Origin of the sequence: Thalassobellus sediminis (genome assembly GCF_044386045.1) — a bacterium.
Taxonomy (GTDB): domain Bacteria; phylum Bacteroidota; class Bacteroidia; order Flavobacteriales; family Flavobacteriaceae; genus Thalassobellus; species Thalassobellus sediminis.
The window spans coordinates 613,872-632,431 of the sequence record NZ_JBISCD010000040.1; the positions used below are offsets into that span (position 1 = coordinate 613,872).

Annotated in this window: 22 protein-coding genes and 1 tRNA gene; 9 read left to right on the plus strand and 14 right to left on the minus strand. The window is 32.1% G+C overall.

Annotated elements, in window-relative coordinates; genetic code table 11:
* The first annotated feature begins 29 nt into the window (after positions 1 to 29).
* Together ACH5TW_RS09325 and ACH5TW_RS09330 are read left to right on the plus strand one after the other, a co-directional pair.
* Positions 30 to 620, plus strand: a complete 591-nt coding sequence (locus tag ACH5TW_RS09325) for a carboxymuconolactone decarboxylase family protein (RefSeq protein ID WP_439336228.1) — start codon at positions 30 to 32, stop codon at positions 618 to 620.
* A gap of 56 nt (positions 621 to 676) precedes the next feature.
* Complete coding sequence (locus ACH5TW_RS09330; RefSeq protein ID WP_439336229.1) at positions 677 to 1,474, plus strand: toxin-antitoxin system YwqK family antitoxin; 798 nt, start codon at positions 677 to 679, stop codon at positions 1,472 to 1,474.
* On the opposite strand, the gene ACH5TW_RS09335 is transcribed toward ACH5TW_RS09330, so the two are convergent.
* From ACH5TW_RS09335 to ACH5TW_RS09345, 3 genes are read right to left on the minus strand one after another with little or no spacing between them, the layout of a single operon-like run.
* Positions 1,460 to 1,804 (minus strand): HopJ type III effector protein, encoded by a 345-nt coding sequence (locus ACH5TW_RS09335; RefSeq protein WP_439336230.1) that lies wholly within the window; start codon positions 1,802 to 1,804, stop codon positions 1,460 to 1,462. The two genes, ACH5TW_RS09330 and ACH5TW_RS09335, sit on opposite strands and share 15 nt — an antisense overlap.
* On the minus strand, positions 1,801 to 2,499 hold the full coding sequence (gene rsmI, locus ACH5TW_RS09340; RefSeq protein ID WP_439336231.1) for a 16S rRNA (cytidine(1402)-2'-O)-methyltransferase: 699 nt from the start codon (positions 2,497 to 2,499) through the stop codon (positions 1,801 to 1,803). Before rsmI ends, ACH5TW_RS09335 begins: the two co-directional genes overlap by 4 nt.
* Positions 2,499 to 3,242 (minus strand): DUF8457 domain-containing protein, encoded by a 744-nt coding sequence (locus ACH5TW_RS09345; RefSeq protein ID WP_439336232.1) that lies wholly within the window; start codon positions 3,240 to 3,242, stop codon positions 2,499 to 2,501. Before ACH5TW_RS09345 ends, rsmI begins: the two co-directional genes overlap by 1 nt.
* Positions 3,243 to 3,350: 108 nt before the next feature.
* Here ACH5TW_RS09345 and ACH5TW_RS09350 point away from each other — a divergent pair, with 108 nt between their 5' ends.
* From ACH5TW_RS09350 to ACH5TW_RS09375, 6 genes are all read left to right on the plus strand, one after another.
* Positions 3,351 to 3,998 (plus strand): thymidine kinase, encoded by a 648-nt coding sequence (locus ACH5TW_RS09350; RefSeq protein ID WP_439336233.1) that lies wholly within the window; start codon positions 3,351 to 3,353, stop codon positions 3,996 to 3,998.
* Positions 3,991 to 5,097: an alanine racemase gene (alr, locus tag ACH5TW_RS09355; protein WP_439336234.1), complete on the plus strand. Its 1,107-nt coding sequence runs from the start codon at positions 3,991 to 3,993 to the stop codon at positions 5,095 to 5,097. Before ACH5TW_RS09350 ends, alr begins: the two co-directional genes overlap by 8 nt.
* Before the next feature lie 73 nt (positions 5,098 to 5,170).
* Entirely contained in the window at positions 5,171 to 5,572 is a 402-nt protein-coding gene (gene mscL, locus ACH5TW_RS09360) for a large conductance mechanosensitive channel protein MscL (protein WP_439336235.1), read from the plus strand.
* A gap of 132 nt (positions 5,573 to 5,704) precedes the next feature.
* On the plus strand, positions 5,705 to 6,694 hold the full coding sequence (locus ACH5TW_RS09365) for an aspartate-semialdehyde dehydrogenase (protein WP_439336236.1): 990 nt from the start codon (positions 5,705 to 5,707) through the stop codon (positions 6,692 to 6,694).
* A gap of 88 nt (positions 6,695 to 6,782) precedes the next feature.
* Positions 6,783 to 8,834, plus strand: coding sequence for a prolyl oligopeptidase family serine peptidase (locus ACH5TW_RS09370; RefSeq protein WP_439336237.1), 2,052 nt, complete (start codon positions 6,783 to 6,785; stop codon positions 8,832 to 8,834).
* 39 nt (positions 8,835 to 8,873) lie between these two features.
* A complete protein-coding gene (locus ACH5TW_RS09375) occupies positions 8,874 to 9,788 on the plus strand; it encodes an ABC transporter ATP-binding protein (protein WP_439336238.1) in 915 nt (304 codons plus the stop codon).
* Between the two features lies 1 nt (position 9,789).
* On the opposite strand, the gene ACH5TW_RS09380 is transcribed toward ACH5TW_RS09375, so the two are convergent.
* From ACH5TW_RS09380 to pdxA, 8 genes are all read right to left on the minus strand, one after another.
* Complete coding sequence (locus ACH5TW_RS09380) at positions 9,790 to 10,239, minus strand: 3-oxoacyl-ACP synthase (protein WP_439336239.1); 450 nt, start codon at positions 10,237 to 10,239, stop codon at positions 9,790 to 9,792.
* Positions 10,240 to 10,266: 27 nt separating this feature from the next.
* Positions 10,267 to 11,385, minus strand: a complete 1,119-nt coding sequence (locus ACH5TW_RS09385; protein WP_439336240.1) for an NAD(P)/FAD-dependent oxidoreductase — start codon at positions 11,383 to 11,385, stop codon at positions 10,267 to 10,269.
* A gap of 251 nt (positions 11,386 to 11,636) precedes the next feature.
* Positions 11,637 to 12,992 carry an acetyl-CoA carboxylase biotin carboxylase subunit gene (accC, locus tag ACH5TW_RS09390; protein ID WP_439336241.1) on the minus strand — a complete coding sequence of 452 codons (1,356 nt, stop codon included), beginning with the start codon at positions 12,990 to 12,992 and terminating at the stop codon, positions 11,637 to 11,639.
* Between the two features lie 86 nt (positions 12,993 to 13,078).
* A complete protein-coding gene (accB, locus tag ACH5TW_RS09395) occupies positions 13,079 to 13,564 on the minus strand; it encodes an acetyl-CoA carboxylase biotin carboxyl carrier protein (RefSeq protein ID WP_439336242.1) in 486 nt (161 codons plus the stop codon).
* Positions 13,565 to 13,596: 32 nt separating this feature from the next.
* Entirely contained in the window at positions 13,597 to 14,598 is a 1,002-nt protein-coding gene (locus ACH5TW_RS09400) for a beta-ketoacyl-ACP synthase III (protein ID WP_439336243.1), read from the minus strand.
* A gap of 181 nt (positions 14,599 to 14,779) precedes the next feature.
* Positions 14,780 to 14,983 carry a 50S ribosomal protein L32 gene (rpmF, locus tag ACH5TW_RS09405; RefSeq protein ID WP_069829108.1) on the minus strand — a complete coding sequence of 68 codons (204 nt, stop codon included), beginning with the start codon at positions 14,981 to 14,983 and terminating at the stop codon, positions 14,780 to 14,782.
* A gap of 9 nt (positions 14,984 to 14,992) precedes the next feature.
* Complete coding sequence (locus ACH5TW_RS09410; protein WP_439336244.1) at positions 14,993 to 15,532, minus strand: YceD family protein; 540 nt, start codon at positions 15,530 to 15,532, stop codon at positions 14,993 to 14,995.
* 102 nt (positions 15,533 to 15,634) lie between these two features.
* Positions 15,635 to 16,699, minus strand: coding sequence for a 4-hydroxythreonine-4-phosphate dehydrogenase PdxA (pdxA, locus tag ACH5TW_RS09415; protein ID WP_439336245.1), 1,065 nt, complete (start codon positions 16,697 to 16,699; stop codon positions 15,635 to 15,637).
* 65 nt (positions 16,700 to 16,764) lie between these two features.
* On the opposite strand from pdxA, the gene ACH5TW_RS09420 reads away from it, so the two are divergent.
* Positions 16,765 to 17,355 carry a riboflavin synthase gene (locus ACH5TW_RS09420; RefSeq protein ID WP_439336246.1) on the plus strand — a complete coding sequence of 197 codons (591 nt, stop codon included), beginning with the start codon at positions 16,765 to 16,767 and terminating at the stop codon, positions 17,353 to 17,355.
* Positions 17,356 to 17,361: 6 nt separating this feature from the next.
* On the opposite strand, the gene ACH5TW_RS09425 is transcribed toward ACH5TW_RS09420, so the two are convergent.
* The 3 genes from ACH5TW_RS09425 to mce form a co-directional block, all read right to left on the minus strand.
* A complete protein-coding gene (locus ACH5TW_RS09425; RefSeq protein WP_439336247.1) occupies positions 17,362 to 17,562 on the minus strand; it encodes a PID-CTERM protein-sorting domain-containing protein in 201 nt (66 codons plus the stop codon).
* Positions 17,563 to 17,906: 344 nt separating this feature from the next.
* Positions 17,907 to 17,980 (minus strand) — tRNA-Ile (locus ACH5TW_RS09430).
* Positions 17,981 to 18,027: 47 nt separating this feature from the next.
* Positions 18,028 to 18,438, minus strand: coding sequence for a methylmalonyl-CoA epimerase (mce, locus tag ACH5TW_RS09435; protein ID WP_439336248.1), 411 nt, complete (start codon positions 18,436 to 18,438; stop codon positions 18,028 to 18,030).
* Positions 18,439 to 18,560: the final 122 nt, after the last annotated feature.

Here is an 18,560-nt window from a genome sequence, read left to right on the forward strand (position 1 = left end):
ATTCAAAAATACTACTAAAAATATAAAATATGCCTTTAGTAACACCTTTATCTGCCAATCATGATTTGGAAACCAAAAACCTTGCCGAATTTTTTAATGAAACCCTAGGGTTTTGCCCAAACTCGGTTTTAACTATGCAACATCGTCCGGCAATTAGTAAAGCCTTTATTAATTTGAATAAAGCGGTGATGGCTAACGAAGGCAATGTTACATCGGCCTTAAAACGCATGATTGCTTGGGTAAGTAGTAATGCTACAGGTTGTAGATATTGTCAAGCACATGCCATTCGTGCTGCGGAACGCTATGGTGCAGAACAAGAACAGCTAGATAATATTTGGGAATACAAAACACATCCTGCATTTAACGAAGCCGAACGTGCTGCTTTAGATTTTAGTTTAGCTGCTAGTCAAGTGCCAAATGGAGTTGATGAAAACATTAAAAAACGTTTATATGAACATTGGGGTGAAGGTGAGATAGTTGAAATGTTAGGCGTTATTTCATTATTTGGATATTTAAATAGATGGAATGATAGCATGGGAACAACTATTGAAGATGGCGCGGTTGAAAGTGGTGAGCAATATTTAGGGAAACATGGTTGGGAGAAAGGAAAACATATTTAGATTTTAGAGTATAGACTATAGTGTTTCGCTATTAAATAAACTTAAAACAAAACAACATGAAACTTATTAATATACAATTTTTAACAATTTACACTATTATATTTATTACGATTTTTAGCTGTAAAGACAAACAGAAAGAAGACTTCTTAAACTTTACATTAATAGAAAAAAACTCATATTTTATAGATTCATACAATGGTATAGCTGTTTATAAAGATAATACAACAAGAAAACCATTAAATGGATATTATGTTGTGGGTGATAAATTTAAAAAGTGGGAAGAATTTAAAGTTAATAAAGGTATTTTAAATGGTACAAGTATTATTTTTCATAGCAATGGATCGATTTTCTCAGAATCAAATTATTTAAATGGAAAACTAAACGGTGATGAAAAAATTTTCGCTTTATCTGGAAATTTAAAAACTATTAACACTTACAAAAATGGTATTAAATATGGAAAAAGTTTAAGTTATTTTGAAAATGGAAAAATAAAATCAGAATCTAAAATTAAAGACGAAAAAGTAATAGAATCAGTTTCTTATGATTTATTAGGTAATATCGAATCTCAAATGTTTATAGATGATGGTAAAAAAATAACTCAGTATATTCAAGGAGGTAAAGTTTTATCCGAACATATATCATCAACATATGATGACTTTGAAGCGACAAAATTTTATAATGAAGACGGCAGTTTAAAGCTTTTTATACAAATGTTAGAAGATGGCGATAATTTTTATTTTATTGAACGCAACGAAGCAGGAGACGAAATAAAACGCATTAACGCTAAAACCAATCCAGAAGAAATACTAAAATACCAACAACTCATAAATAACCCTAAATCACTTCTCAATTAAAGGCTCCCCTTCAAAAACCAACCCATCAAACCCCGTATTCATAAAGTTTCTAATGTTTTGATGTCCTGTACCATTTAGGTCATTCAAAACCTCATCAAAATAATATTGTCCAAAGCACGCTAACGTTTCTTCTTTAGTAAAACTTTGCAATTTTGCAAAAGCAAACAACTTACAAGAACCTGAGTTTTGCCCAGCTTCGTTTTGTAACTCACCATTTTTAAACGCTGTTGGCATAAAATTGTAATTAGCTTCAATAACAGCCATAGTTTCTGAAAACTCAATAGCTTTTGGTGTACTTCTTAATTTATTAATAAATGTTTCTAACTTCATTTTTGTTTTTTTAAATGCCCATTATTGGCTTTTCCACCTACTACAATTACTATTTCTCCTTTTGGTGGTTTGTTTTTGTAATGCTTTAAAACCTCTTTGGCTGTACCTCTAATAGTTTCTTCGTATAATTTTGTTAATTCTCTCGATACTGATACTTGTCTATCTTCCCCAAAATACTCGCAAAAGTGTCCGAGTGTTTTTATGAGTTTATGCGGACTTTCATAAAAAATAATGGTTCTAGTTTCTTCGGCAAGTAATAATAATCGGGTTTGTCGGCCTTTTTTAACAGGTAAAAAACCTTCGAACACAAACTTATCGTTAGGTAAACCTGAGTTTACTAACGCAGGTACAAAGGCTGTTGCTCCAGGAAGACAATCAACTTCTATATTGTGTTCTATACAGGCTCTGGTTAACAAAAACCCAGGGTCTGAAATTGCTGGTGTTCCTGCATCACTAATAAGTGCAACGGTTGTTCCTGCTTTTATTTTCTGTATCACATTTTCAACCGTTTTATGCTCGTTATGCATATGGTGCGATTGCATGTGTGTAGAAATCTCGTAATATTTTAACAACTTCCCCGAAGTACGTGTGTCTTCAGCTAAAATTAAATCGACGTCTTTTAAAACTTCAATAGCTCTAAAGGTGATATCTTTTAAATTTCCTATGGGTGTGGGTACAATATAAAGTTTACTCATTATTCAAACTTGGCTTCTATAATGCTCATAAAACGTGCTTCAAACTCTTCTTTAGTAGCCCAATTATTATAATCTAATTTAACTATATTTTGTATAAAATGTGTAGCTTCATTTAATGAATTAAACGTATTTAACTGCGATAAAACACGCTCATAATCTTCACTTTCACCATTAAACAAATGCTTAATAAATGCAATTTTATCGTTAAGTCCAATGTTTAATCCACCTCTATTCAACTTATCGTTTAATGATTTTTTCTCATTTGAAAAACCATTTAAAGATTTTGAAACAGGTTCAAAAATAGGCATATCTTTAAATCCTGCCGTAATATCTTCTAAATCGGTTTTTTTAATATCTGGTTTTGGTATGGCATCTTCAAAAACAGTATCTATATTTTCTGTTTCCTCTGGCATATGTGCTACCATATCTTTGATGGTTTTTATCCCATACTCCATAATATCATCATTTTCAGTCTCATCTAAATTAATATAAACTTTATCATCAACTTCAATATTATCACTTACTTTATTATTAAAAGCTTGATCTAACATACCAAAAAATGAAGAATCGCTGCCAATAGTTGGTATATCACCTTCAAAATTTTCATGCGCAAACTTTAAAACTGATAACTTTTCAAAAAGCTCAGCAACCTCAGTATGCATTTTAATAACATCTTCTTTTCCTTTTAATTTAAGAATTCTGTGAGCTATACTTACTAATTCAGACTCTAGCTTCTTCTTCATTATTTATAAAATTTAAAATTAATGCTAATTAGGCTTTTGATTTTTAATAAATTTGCGCCACCTTTATACAAACGAATAATCGCTTTGTTTTAGTGCTAAAATTACAAAATGTTTCTTGAAAATACCGTAAATCATAAAGAACAATTTGGATGGATTGAAGTTATCTGTGGCTCCATGTTTTCTGGAAAAACCGAAGAATTAATCCGAAGGCTTAAACGCGCCCAATTTGCAAGGCAAAAAGTAGAAATTTTTAAGCCCACTATTGATGTGCGTTATAATGAAGAAATGGTGGTTTCTCATGATGAGAACGAAATTCGTTCGACGCCCGTTCCAGCGGCTGCCAATATTCCTATTTTAGCTGATGGTTGTGATGTTGTTGGTATTGATGAAGCTCAGTTTTTTGATGACGAGATTGTACGAGTTTGTAATGATTTAGCCAACAAAGGCATTCGTGTTATTGTTGCTGGGTTAGATATGGACTTTAAAGGCAATCCGTTTGGGCCTATGCCATACCTTATGGCAACGGCCGATTATGTTACTAAAGTACATGCTGTTTGTACACGTACTGGAAATTTAGCCCAATACAGTTACCGGAAATCTAAAAGCGACAATTTGGTGCTTTTAGGTGAAGTTGATGAATATGAGCCTTTAAGTAGAGCTGCTTATTACAAAGCAACTATGCGAGATAAAGTGCGCAACATGAATGTAGAAGATGCCGAAGAAATACCGTCTAAAAACAAAGACAAAAATGAATAAAGCACAAGAAACTGTGCTTGAAATTGACTTAAAAGCACTTCGGCATAATTTTGAATATCTTAAATCTGCATTACAAAAAGACACCAAATTTTTAGCAGTGGTTAAAGCGTTTGCTTATGGTAGTGATGCTAACGAAATAGCAAACCATTTACAAGATTTAGGTGCTGATTATTTTGCAGTGGCTTATACAAACGAAGGGGTTGCATTACGTAATGCTGGCATAACCAAACCTATTTTAGTTTTACATCCACAAGCTATAAATTTTAAAACTTTAATTGATAATTGTTTAGAACCTAGCATTTTTAATGCTAAAATATTAAAAGAATTTATTAGCATAGCTTATAATGAAAAACAAACAGAATATCCTATTCACATCAAGTTTAATACGGGTTTAAACCGATTAGGGTTTTGTCACAGTGATATCAATTTCATTCAAAATACGCTAGACGAAACCAAAACAGTAAAAGTTAAATCAATATTTTCTCATCTAGCAGCTAGCGAAGATTTAAATGAAAAAGAATTCACCTTAAATCAAATTGAAAGTTTTAAAACGATTACTGAAAAATTAACAAAAGTAATTGGCTATAAACCGTTACTTCATATTTGCAATACATCTGGAATTCTAAACTTTCCAGAAGCGCATTTAAATATGGTAAGAAGTGGTATTGGATTATATGGGTTTGGAAATTCTGAAAAAGAAAACAAAAACCTAAAACCTATAGCGTCTTTAAAAACGGTTATTTCTCAAATTCATACCATTGAAAAAGGAGAATCTGTTGGTTATAATAGAGCTTATAAAAGTGACATTGTTGAAAAAACGGCAACACTCCCTATTGGTCATGCCGATGGTATTGGTAGAATTTATGGAAATGAAAAAGGGTTTGTTTTCATAAATGGACAGCAAGCTCCTATTATTGGGAATGTTTGTATGGACATGATCATGGTTAACATTACAAATATTGATTGTAATGAAGGGGATGAAGTCATTATTTTTGATGCGAACTCAACTGCTGAAACTTTAGCAGAAACAGCTAATACCATTTCTTACGAGCTCATTACCTCCATTTCTCAACGTGTAAAACGCGTTTTTTTAAAATAGCCACCTTAACAAATGTTAATTCTTTTAACTTTTTTAACTATTTTAGTGGCTCACTAACTAATAATTTATAATTATGCTTAAAGAATTTAAAGAATTTGCAATGAAGGGTAACCTTATAGACATTGCAGTAGGTTTTGTAATGGGTGCGGCTTTTAAAGAAGTTGTAACTGCTTTTACAGGAGGTATTGTGTCTCCATTAATTGGATTAATATTCAATGCAGATTTCAAAGATTTAAAATACGTAGTTAAAGAAGGCGTGGCTAATGCAGAAGGTGTATTAGAAGGAGAAGTTTCTGTACTTTGGGGTGCTTTCCTTACTAATGTTATCGACTTTATTATTGTTGCCTTTGTTATGTTCTTAATTGTAAAAGGTGTTAATAAAATGAAGAAAAAAGAAGAACCAGCACCAGAAGCTCCTGCAGGACCATCACAAGAAGATTTACTTGCAGAAATAAGAGATTTACTTAAAAAGTAACAACTTGTTAAATAAATAACATAGTGTTATTTGTTGTTAAAAAGCCCTCTGTTTCAGAAAATAGAGGGCTTTTTGTTCGTTTAAAAATGTAATTAATGCCTAATTTTGCCTAAAATTTAAATTATACTTGATATGAAAGTAGCTGTAGTTGGCGCCACTGGAATGGTGGGTGAAGTAATGCTAAAAGTTCTTGCAGAACGTAATTTTCCTGTAACTGAATTGCTATTGGTAGCATCTGAACGCTCTGTTGGAAAAAAATTAACATATAAAAACGAAGAATATACCGTAATTGGTTTAGCTGATGCTGTGGCTGCAAAACCACAAATTGCTATATTTTCGGCAGGTGGAGATACTTCTTTAGAATGGGCTCCTAAATTTGCCGAAGCTGGTACTACAGTGGTTGATAATTCATCTGCTTGGAGGATGGATCCTACTAAAAAATTAGTTGTTCCAGAAATTAATGCACACGAATTAACTAAAGACGATAAAATTATAGCAAACCCAAACTGTTCAACTATACAAATGGTTTTGGCTTTATCTAAGCTTCATAAAAAATACCAAATGAAACGTATTGTTGTTTCTACTTACCAATCGGTTTCTGGTACAGGTGTTAAAGCTGTAAAACAATTAGAAAACGAAATTGCAGGTATAGAAGGAGAAATGGCATATCCTTATCCAATTGGTAGAAATGCATTACCTCATTGTGATGTGTTTTTAGAAAACGGATACACTAAAGAAGAAATGAAGTTGGCTAGAGAGCCACAAAAAATATTTAACGACAAAACATTCTCTGTAACTGCTACGGCTGTTCGTATTCCTACGGCTGGTGGACATTCAGAATCTGTAAATGTTCAATTTGAAAATGATTTTGACTTAACTGAAGTTAAGCAAATTATTAGCGATACTCCTGGTGTTATTTTACAAGATAATACAGCTACAAACACGTATCCAATGCCAATTTTTGCACATGATAAAGATGAAGTTTTTGTAGGACGTTTGCGTAGAGATGAAACTCAACCAAATACATTAAACATGTGGATTGTTGCCGATAACTTACGTAAAGGCGCAGCAACTAACACCATTCAAATTGCTGAATATTTAATTGAAAACAACTTAGTGTAAAACATTAATACTTTATCAACTAAACGCTAAAGCTTCTGTATTTTTTCAGGAGCTTTTTTTGTCTATTTTTGAAAAAACATTTTCCCTTTTGAATTACCCTAAAACAAAAACTGTAAACACAATCGATACCTACTTTAATCATAAAGTAAAAGATCCTTTTAGATGGTTAGAAGATGATAGAAGTATTGAAACAGAAGCATGGGTAAAAGCTCAAAACACAACTACGTATAACTATTTAGACAATATTCCATACAGAACAAAATTAAAAGAACGGTTAGCGAATTTATGGGATTACGAAAAAATTGGAGCCCCTTTTATAGAAGGAGATTATACTTATTTTTCAAAAAATGATGGCTTACAAAATCAAGATATCATTTATAGAAAAAAAGAAGATGGCAAAGAAACCATCTTTTTAGACCCCAATACATTTTCAAAAGATGGCACTATTTCTTTAGATGCTTTAAGCTTTTCTAAAGAGGGCAATATATTGGCTTACTCCATTTCTGAAGGTGGAAGCGATTGGAGAAAAATTATCATTATAAATACAGATACCAAAGAAAAGATTGAAGACGCTTTAATCAACGTAAAATTTAGCGCTATATCTTGGTACAAAAACGAAGGCTTTTATTATTCAAGCTATGATAAACCTGACGGAAGTGAATTATCTGCAAAAACAGATCAACATAAAATATATTACCACAAACTAGGAACAACTCAAAAAGAAGACACCCTAATTTTTGGAGGCATTCCTGAAGAAAAGCATCGCTATATCTATGCAACTGTTACCGAAGACAACAAGTATTTAGTTTTAACCCCAAGAACATCAACATCGGGTAACAAGTTATATATTAAAGATTTATCGGTTCCTAACAGTAAACTCATTACTGTATTAAATCACACTAATAGCGACAGTTATATTATAGATAATAAAGGCAGTAATTTATATATTGTTACGAACCTTAATGCACCTAACAAGAAAATTATTTCGGTTGATGCATCAAACCCAACACCTGAAAACTGGATAGATCTTATTCCAGAAACAGAACATGTTTTAAACGCAACAAAAGGCAGTGGGTCCTTCTTTGCAAATTACATGGTTGATGCCATTTCTAAAATAAAACAATATGATTACAACGGTAACTTAATAAGAGATATTAAATTACCAGGATTAGGAACAGTTTCTGGTTTTTCAGGTAAAAAAGACACTAAAACATTATACTATAGCTTTACAAATTACAATACACCATCAAGCATTTATGCCTTAAATCCTAAAACAGAAGAAACCACTTTACATTGGAAGCCTGAAATCGATTTTAATAGCGATCTTTATGAAAGTCATCAAATTTTTTACAAATCTAAAGATGGCACAAAAATCCCAATGATTATAACTCACAAAAAAGGGATAAAATTAAACGGAGAAAACCCAACCATTCTATATGGTTATGGCGGATTCAACATTAGCTTAACACCCGCTTTTAGCATTACCAATACTATTTGGATGGAGCAAGGATGTGTTTTGGCTGTTCCTAACTTACGAGGTGGTGGCGAGTATGGAAAAGCATGGCATGATGCCGGTATTCAACTAAAAAAACAAAACGTTTTTGATGATTTTATCGCTGCCGCGGAATACTTAATAGCTAATAACTATACATCTTCTAAATATTTAGCATTACGAGGTGGATCTAACGGAGGTTTATTAGTTGGTGCTGTTATGACACAACGCCCTGAATTAGCAAAAGTAGCATTGCCTGCAGTTGGTGTTTTAGATATGCTACGCTATCACACCTTTACCGCTGGCGCAGGTTGGGCTTACGATTATGGAACAGCAGAACAAAGTGAAGCCATGTTTGAATATTTAATAGCATATTCGCCTGTACATAACGTAAAAGAAAATGTTGAATACCCAGCAACTTTAATTACTACAGGCGATCATGACGATAGAGTTGTGCCAGCCCACAGTTTTAAATTTGCTGCCGAATTACAAAGTAAACAAATAGGTAAAAACCCTACTTTAATACGTATTGAAACCGATGCTGGTCATGGAGCAGGAACTCCGGTTAGTAAAATTATAGACCAATATGCCGATATTTTTGGGTTTACACTTTATAATATGGGCTTTCAAGAATTACCAAATGAATAGTAATTTCTTTTGTGCTATTTTTGCTTTTAGAATATCCGTATGCTACAAGTAAAAAATCTATCCTTTAGTTATAAAAATCAACCTGTTTTAAGTAACATTAATTTTTCTGTTAAAACAGGAGAACATTTTTCTATTATAGGAGAAAGCGGCTCCGGAAAAAGCACGCTTTTAAAACTACTTTATGGTACTTACGATTTAAATGAAGGCAACATTTACTGGAAAAACTATGAAGTTTTAGGACCAAAACATAATTTAATTATTGGTCCAGAATACATGAAATATGTAGCGCAAGAATTCGATTTAATGCCATTTATTACGGTTGCGGAAAATATTGGTGCGTTCCTTTCTAACTTCTATCCTGAAGAAAAGCAAGCACGTATTAAAGAACTTCTAAAAGTTGTTGAACTTAATGATGTTGCAAATACTAAAGTTAAATTTTTAAGTGGCGGACAAAAACAACGTGTTGCCATTGCCAGAGCTATTGCTAAACAGCCTGAGATTCTTTTACTTGACGAACCTTTTAGTCATATTGATAATTTTAAAAAACAATCGTTACGCAGAAGCTTATTTAAATTTTTAAAAGAAGAAAACATTACATGTATTGTTGCTACACACGATAAAGATGATGTCTTATCGTTTTCAGATAACATGATTGTTTTACACGAGGCTAAAATTATGGCAAAAGGCACTCCTAAAAATTTATACAACAATCCAAAAGACAAATTAATTGCTTCCTTTTTTGGAGAATTTAATGAGATTAATGGACGTATTGTTTACGCACATCAAATAAGAATAGTTGAAAAATCGAACTTAAAAGCAACCGTTAAACATTCTTATTTTAAAGGAAATTATTATTTAATTGAAGTTGAAATAGATGCTAATATTGTGTTTTTTGAGCATCATGAAAGTCTTGAAAGAGAATTAGAAGTCCTTCTTTCTATTGAAAAACTGTAAGCTATAAAACAGATTCAATCTTAAATTCCTGTGCTCTAAATTTCACAACATCATCAACCACTTTTCCCATCAACAATTTCCCAATAGGTGTGTTAGATGAAATTGCGTAGAACACCTCATTATTTACTTTCAATTCGCCAGTACTTATAGCAATAAAATAATTTGCTTGTGTTGTATAAACCACACTTCCCAAACCAATGCTTTTAGAGGTTTTAGAAAGATCTACTTTAGAAAGTATTTCTTTTGTTTTCTGAATTTCGGCAAGTTGATTACCTGCTTTTTCGCGTTCTAATTGCAACATGGCACGCCCAGTTTCATGTTTATCGCCTGCGCTACTTTTTGTTTCTGATGTGAGTGATTTTTGAATATTGTTTATCGTGTTTTGAATGATTTGAAATCGGTTATCGATAAATTCTAAACACTGATTGTATAGTTCTTCTTTTATATTCATGCTTTATCTACTAAAATAGATTCCTGCCTACGCAGGAATTAATTCTGCTAACTCTTTTCCTATTAAACTCCCTATTGCAACGCCCATACCACCAAGTCGCACACCACAAAACACATGATTAGACACCTGTTTTACAATGGCTTTTTTTTGATTTCCAACACCCATGATGCCACTCCATCTATAATCTATTTCAAAAGGAGTTTCTGGCAATATAGTTGTTTTTAATAGTGTTTCTAACTTATTTTGAATTAATGCTGTTTGATTTAACTCGGTTGTTTCTTCTCCTTTAAAATCTAAGTTTCTGCCGCCTCCTAAAAGGATTCTATCGTCAATATTTCTAAAGTAATAATAACCTTTATCTAAGTGAAATGTGCCTTTTATATGTAACTTTTTAATAGGTTTAGTTATAAGAACTTGTGCGCGTGCTGGTTTTACGTTTTCTTGTAAAAGTTGCGATGTAAATCCGTTGGTTGCAATACATAGCTTTGAGGTTGAAAACTCAAACTGATTGGTTTTTATTTTTACAGAATTAATAGTTTCTGAAAAATGTTCAACTTCAATATTATTTAAAATTTTAACACCTTTTGATTGCGCTTTTTGAAGCAATACTTCCATCATTTTTCCAGTATCTAATTGCCCTTCAAACTGATTAAAAATATACTGATCTTTTATATTTTTAAAATTAAAACTGTTGGTTTTTAAACTAAAAACGGCGTCCTTAAAAATAGGATTTAGCAACTTGTTTATGCTTTCTATTTGAGATAAACAGCTATCAAAAAGGGTAGTATCTAAATTACTAAACAATTCATAACCACCATTATTTTGATAATTAATGGCATCATCGCCTAAAATTTCTCTTAATAGTTTTAAGCCATTTACGCGTTTTTCTACGAGCTGAATGACTTCTTCTTCAGAATGTGATTTTAAATCATCTAGTATTTCGCTTAGACTTCCAAAACATGCAAATCCTGCATTTTTTGTACTCGCTCCTTGCGGCAATGTTCCTTTTTCTAATATGATGATTTTAGCTTTGGGAAAACGCGTTTTAAGTTGTAATGCACAATTAAGTCCTACAATACCACTGCCAACTATAGTATAATCTACATTTGTTAGCCAACTTTTTATTTCCCAATAAGAAAGATTCATCTAGCTAATTTACAGTTTTATTTTAGATGAAGTAGCTCGTGTTAAGGATTGAAGCGGCATCCTTTATACGAAAATTTATACTTGGAACTTCCTTTACAAACTAAAAGTTGATTGATAATGAGATCCCGAAACAGGTTCGGGACTGCTACTCAGAAAGATATAGCGGAAAGCCTGACTTTTGCCTTTTTCGGCAAAAGGAACACCCTTAAAAACAAAAAAAACTCCGAAATTGCTTTCGGAGTTTTAATTATTTATTCTTCAATGATTTCTTTTTCTATCACAAAGTCTTCCATGAATTTAGTGGTATAATTACCAGCTAAATAATCTGGATGTTCCATAAGTTGTCTGTGGAACGGAATGGTTGTTTTTATTCCTTCTATTACAAACTCGTCTAAGGCACGTTTCATTTTATTGATAGCCTCTTCTCTTGTTTGCGCTGTTGTAATTAACTTAGCAATCATAGAGTCATAATTTGGCGGAATAGAATAGCCAGCATACACATGCGTATCTAATCGTACACCATGACCTCCTGGAGCGTGTAATGTTGTAATGCGCCCTGGTGATGGTCTAAAATCATTAAAAGGATCTTCGGCATTTATACGACACTCAATAGAATGTAATTTTGGGAAATAATTTTTTCCTGAAATTGGCACACCTGCAGCGACTAGAATCTGCTCACGAATTAAATCGAAATCTATTACTTGTTCTGTTATAGGATGCTCTACTTGGATACGAGTATTCATTTCCATGAAGTAGAAATTACGATGCTTATCTACCAAAAACTCTACGGTTCCTGCGCCTTCGTACTTTATATACTCTGATGCTTTTACAGCAGCATTACCCATTTTTTCTCTAAGCTCATCTGTCATAAAAGGAGAAGGTACTTCTTCTGTTAACTTTTGATGACGACGTTGAACAGAACAATCTCTTTCTGATAAATGACATGCTTTTCCTGTAGAATCTCCTACAATTTGAATTTCGATATGTCTAGGCTCTTCAATAAGCTTTTCCATATACATATCATCATTTCCAAAGGCTGCTTTACTTTCTTGTCTTGCAGAATCCCAAGCGTCTTTTAAATCTTCTGGTTTAAAAACACCTCGCATACCTTTTCCTCCACCGCCGGCAGAAGCTTTAAGCATAACAGGGTATCCTGTTTCTACTGCTAATTTTTCGCATTCGGCAAAGTCTTTTATAACTCCATCACTACCCGGTACACATGGTACACCTGCAGCTTTCATAGTTTCTTTGGCGTTTGCTTTATCGCCCATACGATCTATCATCTCTGGAGAAGCACCAATGAATTTTATTCCGTGTTCTTCACAAATTTTTGAAAACTTAGCGTTTTCTGATAAAAATCCGTATCCAGGATGAATGGCATCTGCATTGGTAATTTCGGCAGCTGCAATAATATTAGACATTTTTAAATAAGACTCGCTACTAGCAGCAGGTCCTATACAAACAGCTTCATCGGCAAATTTTACGTGTAAGCTATCTGCGTCTGCCGTAGAATATACAGCTACTGATTTAATGCCCATTTCTTTACAGGTTCTAATAACACGCAGTGCTATTTCTCCTCTATTGGCTATTAATATTTTTTTAAACATAACTTCTTGAATTAAAAATTACAAATTCCAATCGCTAAATTCCAAATATTGGATTTTGAGATTTGTATATTGGAATTTTTAATAGGTTATGATGGATCTACTAAAAATAATGGTTGATCGAATTCTACAGGAGAAGAATCATCAACTAATATTTTCACTATTTTTCCTGAAACTTCAGATTCAATTTCATTGAAAAGCTTCATAGCTTCAATAACACAAAGCACATCACCTTCGGCAATAGTTTGACCTACCTCGACAAATAAAGGTTTATCTGGAGCTGGCTTTCTGTAGAAAGTACCAATGATTGGTGATTTTATAGTAATATATTTAGAATCTTCTGTTGCTGCTGCCTCTGTTGCGTTAGCTACAGGCGCAACTTCTGTTGCTACAGGTTGCACAGGAACTTGTGCTAATTGTGGCATTTGAGCCGCAGGAGCTTGATGTATAATAGTTGTATCAGGCTCTGATCCTGTTTTTATGGTGATTTTGATATCATCCATCTCTAATTTAACTTCACTTGCACCAGACTTGGCAACAAATTTAATTAAGTTTTGAATTTCTTTAATATCCATAATTTTGCTAATTAAATTACTTTGGTTTGTGGTTAGTTTTTAGAATTATATGCCCATTTTAAATAAATAGACCCCCAATTAAATCCGCCTCCAAAGGCTGCGAATATGATATTATCCCCTTTTTTAAGTTGCGATTCGTAATCGTTTATTAGTAATGGCAAAGTAGCAGACGTAGTATTTCCATACTTTTCTATATTCATCATGACTTTTTCATCTTCTAATTCTATGCGTTGTGCAGTCGCATCAATAATACGTTTATTTGCTTGATGTGCTGCAAGCCAATCTACTGTATCTTTTGTTAAATTATTACGCTCTAAAATTTTAACTGCAGCATCAGCCATATTAAACACGGCATTTTTAAATACGGTTCTGCCTTCTTGAAATGCATATTGACCGCCTTGTTCTAAAATTTCTGCAGTTAATTTATGTGAAGACCCTCCATAAGTAGCTTGTAAAAAATCTCTACCTGTTCCATCACTTCTTAGGTATTCATCTTGCAAACCTAAACCTTCATCATTTGCTTCAAATAAAACAGCACCTGCACCATCGCCAAAGATAATACAAGTTGCTCTATCTTTATAATTAATAATTGATGACATTTTATCGGCACCAATTAATAATACATTTTTATAACGACCAGACTCTATATAACTTGCAGCTACAGACATTCCGAATAAAAAACTTGAACATGCCGCATCCATATCAAAAGAAAATGCATTAGTAGCACCAATTTCTGAAGCTGTGTAAGCTGCTGTTGAAGCGGCTTTCATATCTGGAGTTGCTGTAGCAACAATAACAAGTTCTATATCTTTAGGATCAAGACCTTTTTTATTAATAAGATCTTCTGCAGCTTTAATAGCTAGGAAAGAAGTTCCTTTTCCGTCGTCTTTAAGAATTCGACGTTCTTTAATTCCTGTTCTAGAGGTAATCCATTCATCATTTGTATCAACCATTGTCTCAAGGATTTGGTTGGTTAATACGTATTCTGGCACATACGCGCCTACAGCTGTAATTGCCGCTGAGATTTTACTCATAACTTTATAGTTAATTCGACCAAAAAATTATTAATACTTGGACAAAAACGTTCAAAATTTTGTGAAAACTACTAAATTTTACTTTAATAGCACACAAATTATGTGTTTTTGTCTTTAGAAAAGTCATATCATAAAAAAAACGCTCATAAATGAGCGTTTTTATAATATGCGTGCATACTATTTATGCTACGTTTTCTACTGCTTCAGAGTTGTCAATTAATACTTGACCTCTGTAATATAATTTTCCTTCATGCCAGTGTGCTCTGTGATATAAGTGAGCCTCACCTGTTGTTGGGCAAGTAGCAATCTGTGGCGCAGTTGCTTTATAATGTGTTCTTCTTTTATCTCTTCTTGTTTTCGAGATTTTTCTTTTAGGATGTGCCATTTTTTATAGTTATTTATCCGTTAATAGTTTCTTTAATGTATTCCAGCGAGGATCTATATCCTCTTCTTTTTGTTTATCTTCTTTAAGCCTAGGGCTTAATTGTTCTAATTTTTCAAGTATTTCTGAATTTAATGTCCCATCTTCAATTCCAGGATGAACACGCTTAATTGGTACAGCTAGTACTATTAATTCGTAAATGTATTGCTGAATATTAATTTCATAAGTCCCATGAGGGATAATAAGAATATCAATATTTTCATCATTATATTCATCACCAAAATTAACGACTAAATCAAATTCATTTTCAATAGTTTGATTATATGGTTCGTTAGTTAAATCGCAATTAATATTAACAAATCCTGAAATTTCAAAATGTAATTCTAGTAAAGTTGTCTTTTTTTCTAAGACAAGATCTACTTTAACATCTACATTATTAAAATCTTCATACTCAAAATATTCAAAGAACGTTTCTTTAATTTCATAATCAAATTGATGTTTTCCTACCTTTAACCCTACAAATGGAATTGTAAACTCTTTTAATGGCTTCATTATCACATCTATTTTGAGCCTGCAAATATATAAATTTTTATTTACGCAACATTACTTATAAACATTTTTTTGTTTATATCTTTAACACTTTAATTTCAACAGTTAATTATGCCTTTGTTTACGCTCAGGTCTTGGTACTTTTTTTAATGGATTTGAAGTAATATCTTCATAATCAGATCTGTTTTTAAAAATTTGAATAGCTGTATAGAGCGCTTCCTTAAATGAATTTTCATCGGCTTCACCCTTTCCTGCTATCTCGTAAGCCGTTCCATGGTCTGGAGATGTTCTAACTTTATTTAAACCCGCTGTATAATTTACACCTTGTCCGAATGACAATGTTTTAAAAGGAATGAGTCCTTGGTCGTGATATGATGCAATAATGGCATCAAAATTCTTATAATTATTAGAGCCAAAAAAACTATCGGCTGCATAAGGTCCATAAACCAGTTTCCCTGAATCCTTTATCTTTTTAAGCGTTGGTCTTAAAACATCATCATCTTCTGTTCCAATAACACCATTGTCTCCTGTATGTGGATTAATTCCTAAAACAGCTATTTTAGGCCTTCCTATTTTGAAATCTTTTAAAAGTGAATTATAAACCGTGTTTATTTTCTTTTCAATTAATTCGGAAGTAATATGATTAGATATATCTTTTACAGGTACATGATCTGTTAGTAAACCTACTCTTAAAGTGTCGGTAACCATAAACATTAAACTTTCTCCTTCTAACTCTTGTGCTAAATAATCTGTATGTCCAGGAAAATTGAAAGCTTCCGATTGAATGTTATGTTTATTAATAGGTGCTGTAACTAAAACATCTACATCGCCATTTTTCAAAGCTTGTGTTGCCGATGCCAAAGATTTTATAGCAAATTCACCAATTTTAGAATCTTCTTTTCCAAAATCAATATTTACAGGTTCTTTCCAAGCGTTAAAAACATTCACTTTTCCAAAAGCAATTTGATTAATAGCATGTATGCTATGAAAATTAATTGCCGACTTAAAATGAGTTTTTAAAAAACTCATTGATTTTATAGATGCAAAAATTACTGGTGTACAGAAATCTAAAATTCTTGCATCTTGAAACGTTTTTAAAACAATTTCTCCTCCAATACCATTTAAGTCTCCAATTGATATTCCTACTATTATATTTTCTGCTTTATTCATTAAAAATGATAAGTTTTGTTCGTAATTTTGATGGTACAAATTTAACTAAATAAACAGATAATAATATGTTTACTGGAATTATTGAAAATATTGGTGTTATTTCAGACTTAAAAAAAGAACTAGATAATCTTCATATCACCATTAAGAGCCCTATAACAAGCGAATTAAAAGTTGATCAGAGCGTAGCACATAATGGCGTTTGTTTAACGGTTGTAAAAATAGTTGATGATACATACACCGTTACAGCAATTAAAGAAACATTAAACAAAACTAGCCTAGGAACCATAGAAATTAATGATAAAGTAAACTTAGAGCGTGCTATGATGCTTGGTGACAGACTTGATGGACATATAGTACAAGGGCATGTAGATCAAACAGCTGTTTGCACAAATGTTGAAGAAGCAAATGGTAGCTGGGTATTTACATTTAGTTACGATTCTAGTTTAAACAATATAACTATTGAAAAAGGATCAATAACCATAAACGGTACAAGCTTAACGGTTGTTAATTCGAAAAAGGATAGTTTTAGTGTCGCTATTATACCTTATACGTATGAACATACAAACTTTCATACTTTTAAAAAGGGAACTGTAGTTAATTTAGAATTTGATGTATTAGGAAAATATGTAGCTAAGCTTTTAGAATTAAATCAATAATATTAACTAACTATCTGTTTTTTGGAATATTTTTCTAACGCCATAAAATAAAGCAAAACAGGCACCAATTAGCACGCCTCCATCAATAGGAACAAAACCCGGTGGAGGTGTTGGTGGTCCAGGTGGAGGTAATTCTTGAGAGGCACATACAAAACTTATTAATACAAATAAGATTGAGGCAAATATTCTTTTATTTTGTATTGTCATTTGGAGGCAAATGTATAAAAAAAAGCGTTTCAAAAAATAATTTGATGGATTTATGGTCAAAGAACATCTATGAAACGTCTAAAACTATCGATAAAAAGCAATTTTTGTAATATACTTTTATGATAAAAAGTGTCCAATATCATAAAAATATTATAGAAATAACAATCAATCCCTCAATTTTTACTTCGCACAGCAAATATATATAAATTTAAGTGAAAAATAAATTAAACTTTATAATTGAATTTCAAGTTATTATAAAAAATGACTATTATATTATTAAATTATAATGAATCCCTATATAAAAAAAGCCTCACATTTCTGTAAGGCTTTACAATCTGTAAAAGTGGTCCCACTTGGGCTCGAACCAAGGACCACCTGATTATGAGTCAGGTGCTCTAACCAACTGAGCTATGGGACCCAAATTGGAGTGCAAATCTAATATTAATTTTAAAACTCTACAAGAATTTATTCGTTTAAAATAATTTCTTGGCAAAGCTCTATAAGCACCCCATTTGTTGACTTAGGATGCAAAAATACAACCAACTTATTATCAGCACCTTTTTTAGGAGTCTCGTTTAAAACAATAAAACCTTCCTGCTTTAAACGTTTTACTTCTGCTTCAATATCATCAACATCAAAAGCAATATGATGAACACCTTCTCCTTTCTTATTTATAAATTTAGCAATAGGACTATCTTCACTTATAGCTTCTAATAATTCAATTTTATTATTTCCTACCTTAAAGAAAGATGTTTTTACACCTTCGCTTTCAACTGTTTCTGTTTTATAATGAGGTTTCCCTAATAATTTAGAGAACAATTCATTAGAATCGTCAATGTTTTTAACAGCAATACCTATATGTTCAATTTTATTCATTAAATTTTATTTTTCCTTGAAGACTGAAATCTCTAAATTCTACATCAAAATACGAAAAACACTTCCAAAAGCAAGATAATCTTTAAATATCCGTTATTTTTGCATTCTAAACCTATAAATAG

What these genes read in the sequence shown, in the direction of transcription:
- ACH5TW_RS09325 (WP_439336228.1), top strand. Translation starts at nt 30, where the DNA reads ATGCCTTTAGTAACACCTTTATCTGCCAATCATGATTTGGAAACCAAA.
- ACH5TW_RS09330 (WP_439336229.1), top strand. Translation starts at nt 677, where the DNA reads ATGAAACTTATTAATATACAATTTTTAACAATTTACACTATTATATTT.
- ACH5TW_RS09335 (WP_439336230.1), bottom strand. Translation starts at nt 1,804, where the DNA reads ATGAAGTTAGAAACATTTATTAATAAATTAAGAAGTACACCAAAAGCT.
- rsmI (WP_439336231.1), bottom strand. Translation starts at nt 2,499, where the DNA reads ATGAGTAAACTTTATATTGTACCCACACCCATAGGAAATTTAAAAGAT.
- ACH5TW_RS09345 (WP_439336232.1), bottom strand. Translation starts at nt 3,242, where the DNA reads ATGAAGAAGAAGCTAGAGTCTGAATTAGTAAGTATAGCTCACAGAATT.
- ACH5TW_RS09350 (WP_439336233.1), top strand. Translation starts at nt 3,351, where the DNA reads ATGTTTCTTGAAAATACCGTAAATCATAAAGAACAATTTGGATGGATT.
- alr (WP_439336234.1), top strand. Translation starts at nt 3,991, where the DNA reads ATGAATAAAGCACAAGAAACTGTGCTTGAAATTGACTTAAAAGCACTT.
- mscL (WP_439336235.1), top strand. Translation starts at nt 5,171, where the DNA reads ATGCTTAAAGAATTTAAAGAATTTGCAATGAAGGGTAACCTTATAGAC.
- ACH5TW_RS09365 (WP_439336236.1), top strand. Translation starts at nt 5,705, where the DNA reads ATGAAAGTAGCTGTAGTTGGCGCCACTGGAATGGTGGGTGAAGTAATG.
- ACH5TW_RS09375 (WP_439336238.1), top strand. Translation starts at nt 8,874, where the DNA reads ATGCTACAAGTAAAAAATCTATCCTTTAGTTATAAAAATCAACCTGTT.
- ACH5TW_RS09380 (WP_439336239.1), bottom strand. Translation starts at nt 10,239, where the DNA reads ATGAATATAAAAGAAGAACTATACAATCAGTGTTTAGAATTTATCGAT.
- ACH5TW_RS09385 (WP_439336240.1), bottom strand. Translation starts at nt 11,385, where the DNA reads ATGAATCTTTCTTATTGGGAAATAAAAAGTTGGCTAACAAATGTAGAT.
- accC (WP_439336241.1), bottom strand. Translation starts at nt 12,992, where the DNA reads ATGTTTAAAAAAATATTAATAGCCAATAGAGGAGAAATAGCACTGCGT.
- accB (WP_439336242.1), bottom strand. Translation starts at nt 13,564, where the DNA reads ATGGATATTAAAGAAATTCAAAACTTAATTAAATTTGTTGCCAAGTCT.
- ACH5TW_RS09400 (WP_439336243.1), bottom strand. Translation starts at nt 14,598, where the DNA reads ATGAGTAAAATCTCAGCGGCAATTACAGCTGTAGGCGCGTATGTGCCA.
- rpmF (WP_069829108.1), bottom strand. Translation starts at nt 14,983, where the DNA reads ATGGCACATCCTAAAAGAAAAATCTCGAAAACAAGAAGAGATAAAAGA.
- ACH5TW_RS09410 (WP_439336244.1), bottom strand. Translation starts at nt 15,532, where the DNA reads ATGAAGCCATTAAAAGAGTTTACAATTCCATTTGTAGGGTTAAAGGTA.
- pdxA (WP_439336245.1), bottom strand. Translation starts at nt 16,699, where the DNA reads ATGAATAAAGCAGAAAATATAATAGTAGGAATATCAATTGGAGACTTA.
- ACH5TW_RS09420 (WP_439336246.1), top strand. Translation starts at nt 16,765, where the DNA reads ATGTTTACTGGAATTATTGAAAATATTGGTGTTATTTCAGACTTAAAA.
- ACH5TW_RS09425 (WP_439336247.1), bottom strand. Translation starts at nt 17,562, where the DNA reads ATGACAATACAAAATAAAAGAATATTTGCCTCAATCTTATTTGTATTA.
- mce (WP_439336248.1), bottom strand. Translation starts at nt 18,438, where the DNA reads ATGAATAAAATTGAACATATAGGTATTGCTGTTAAAAACATTGACGAT.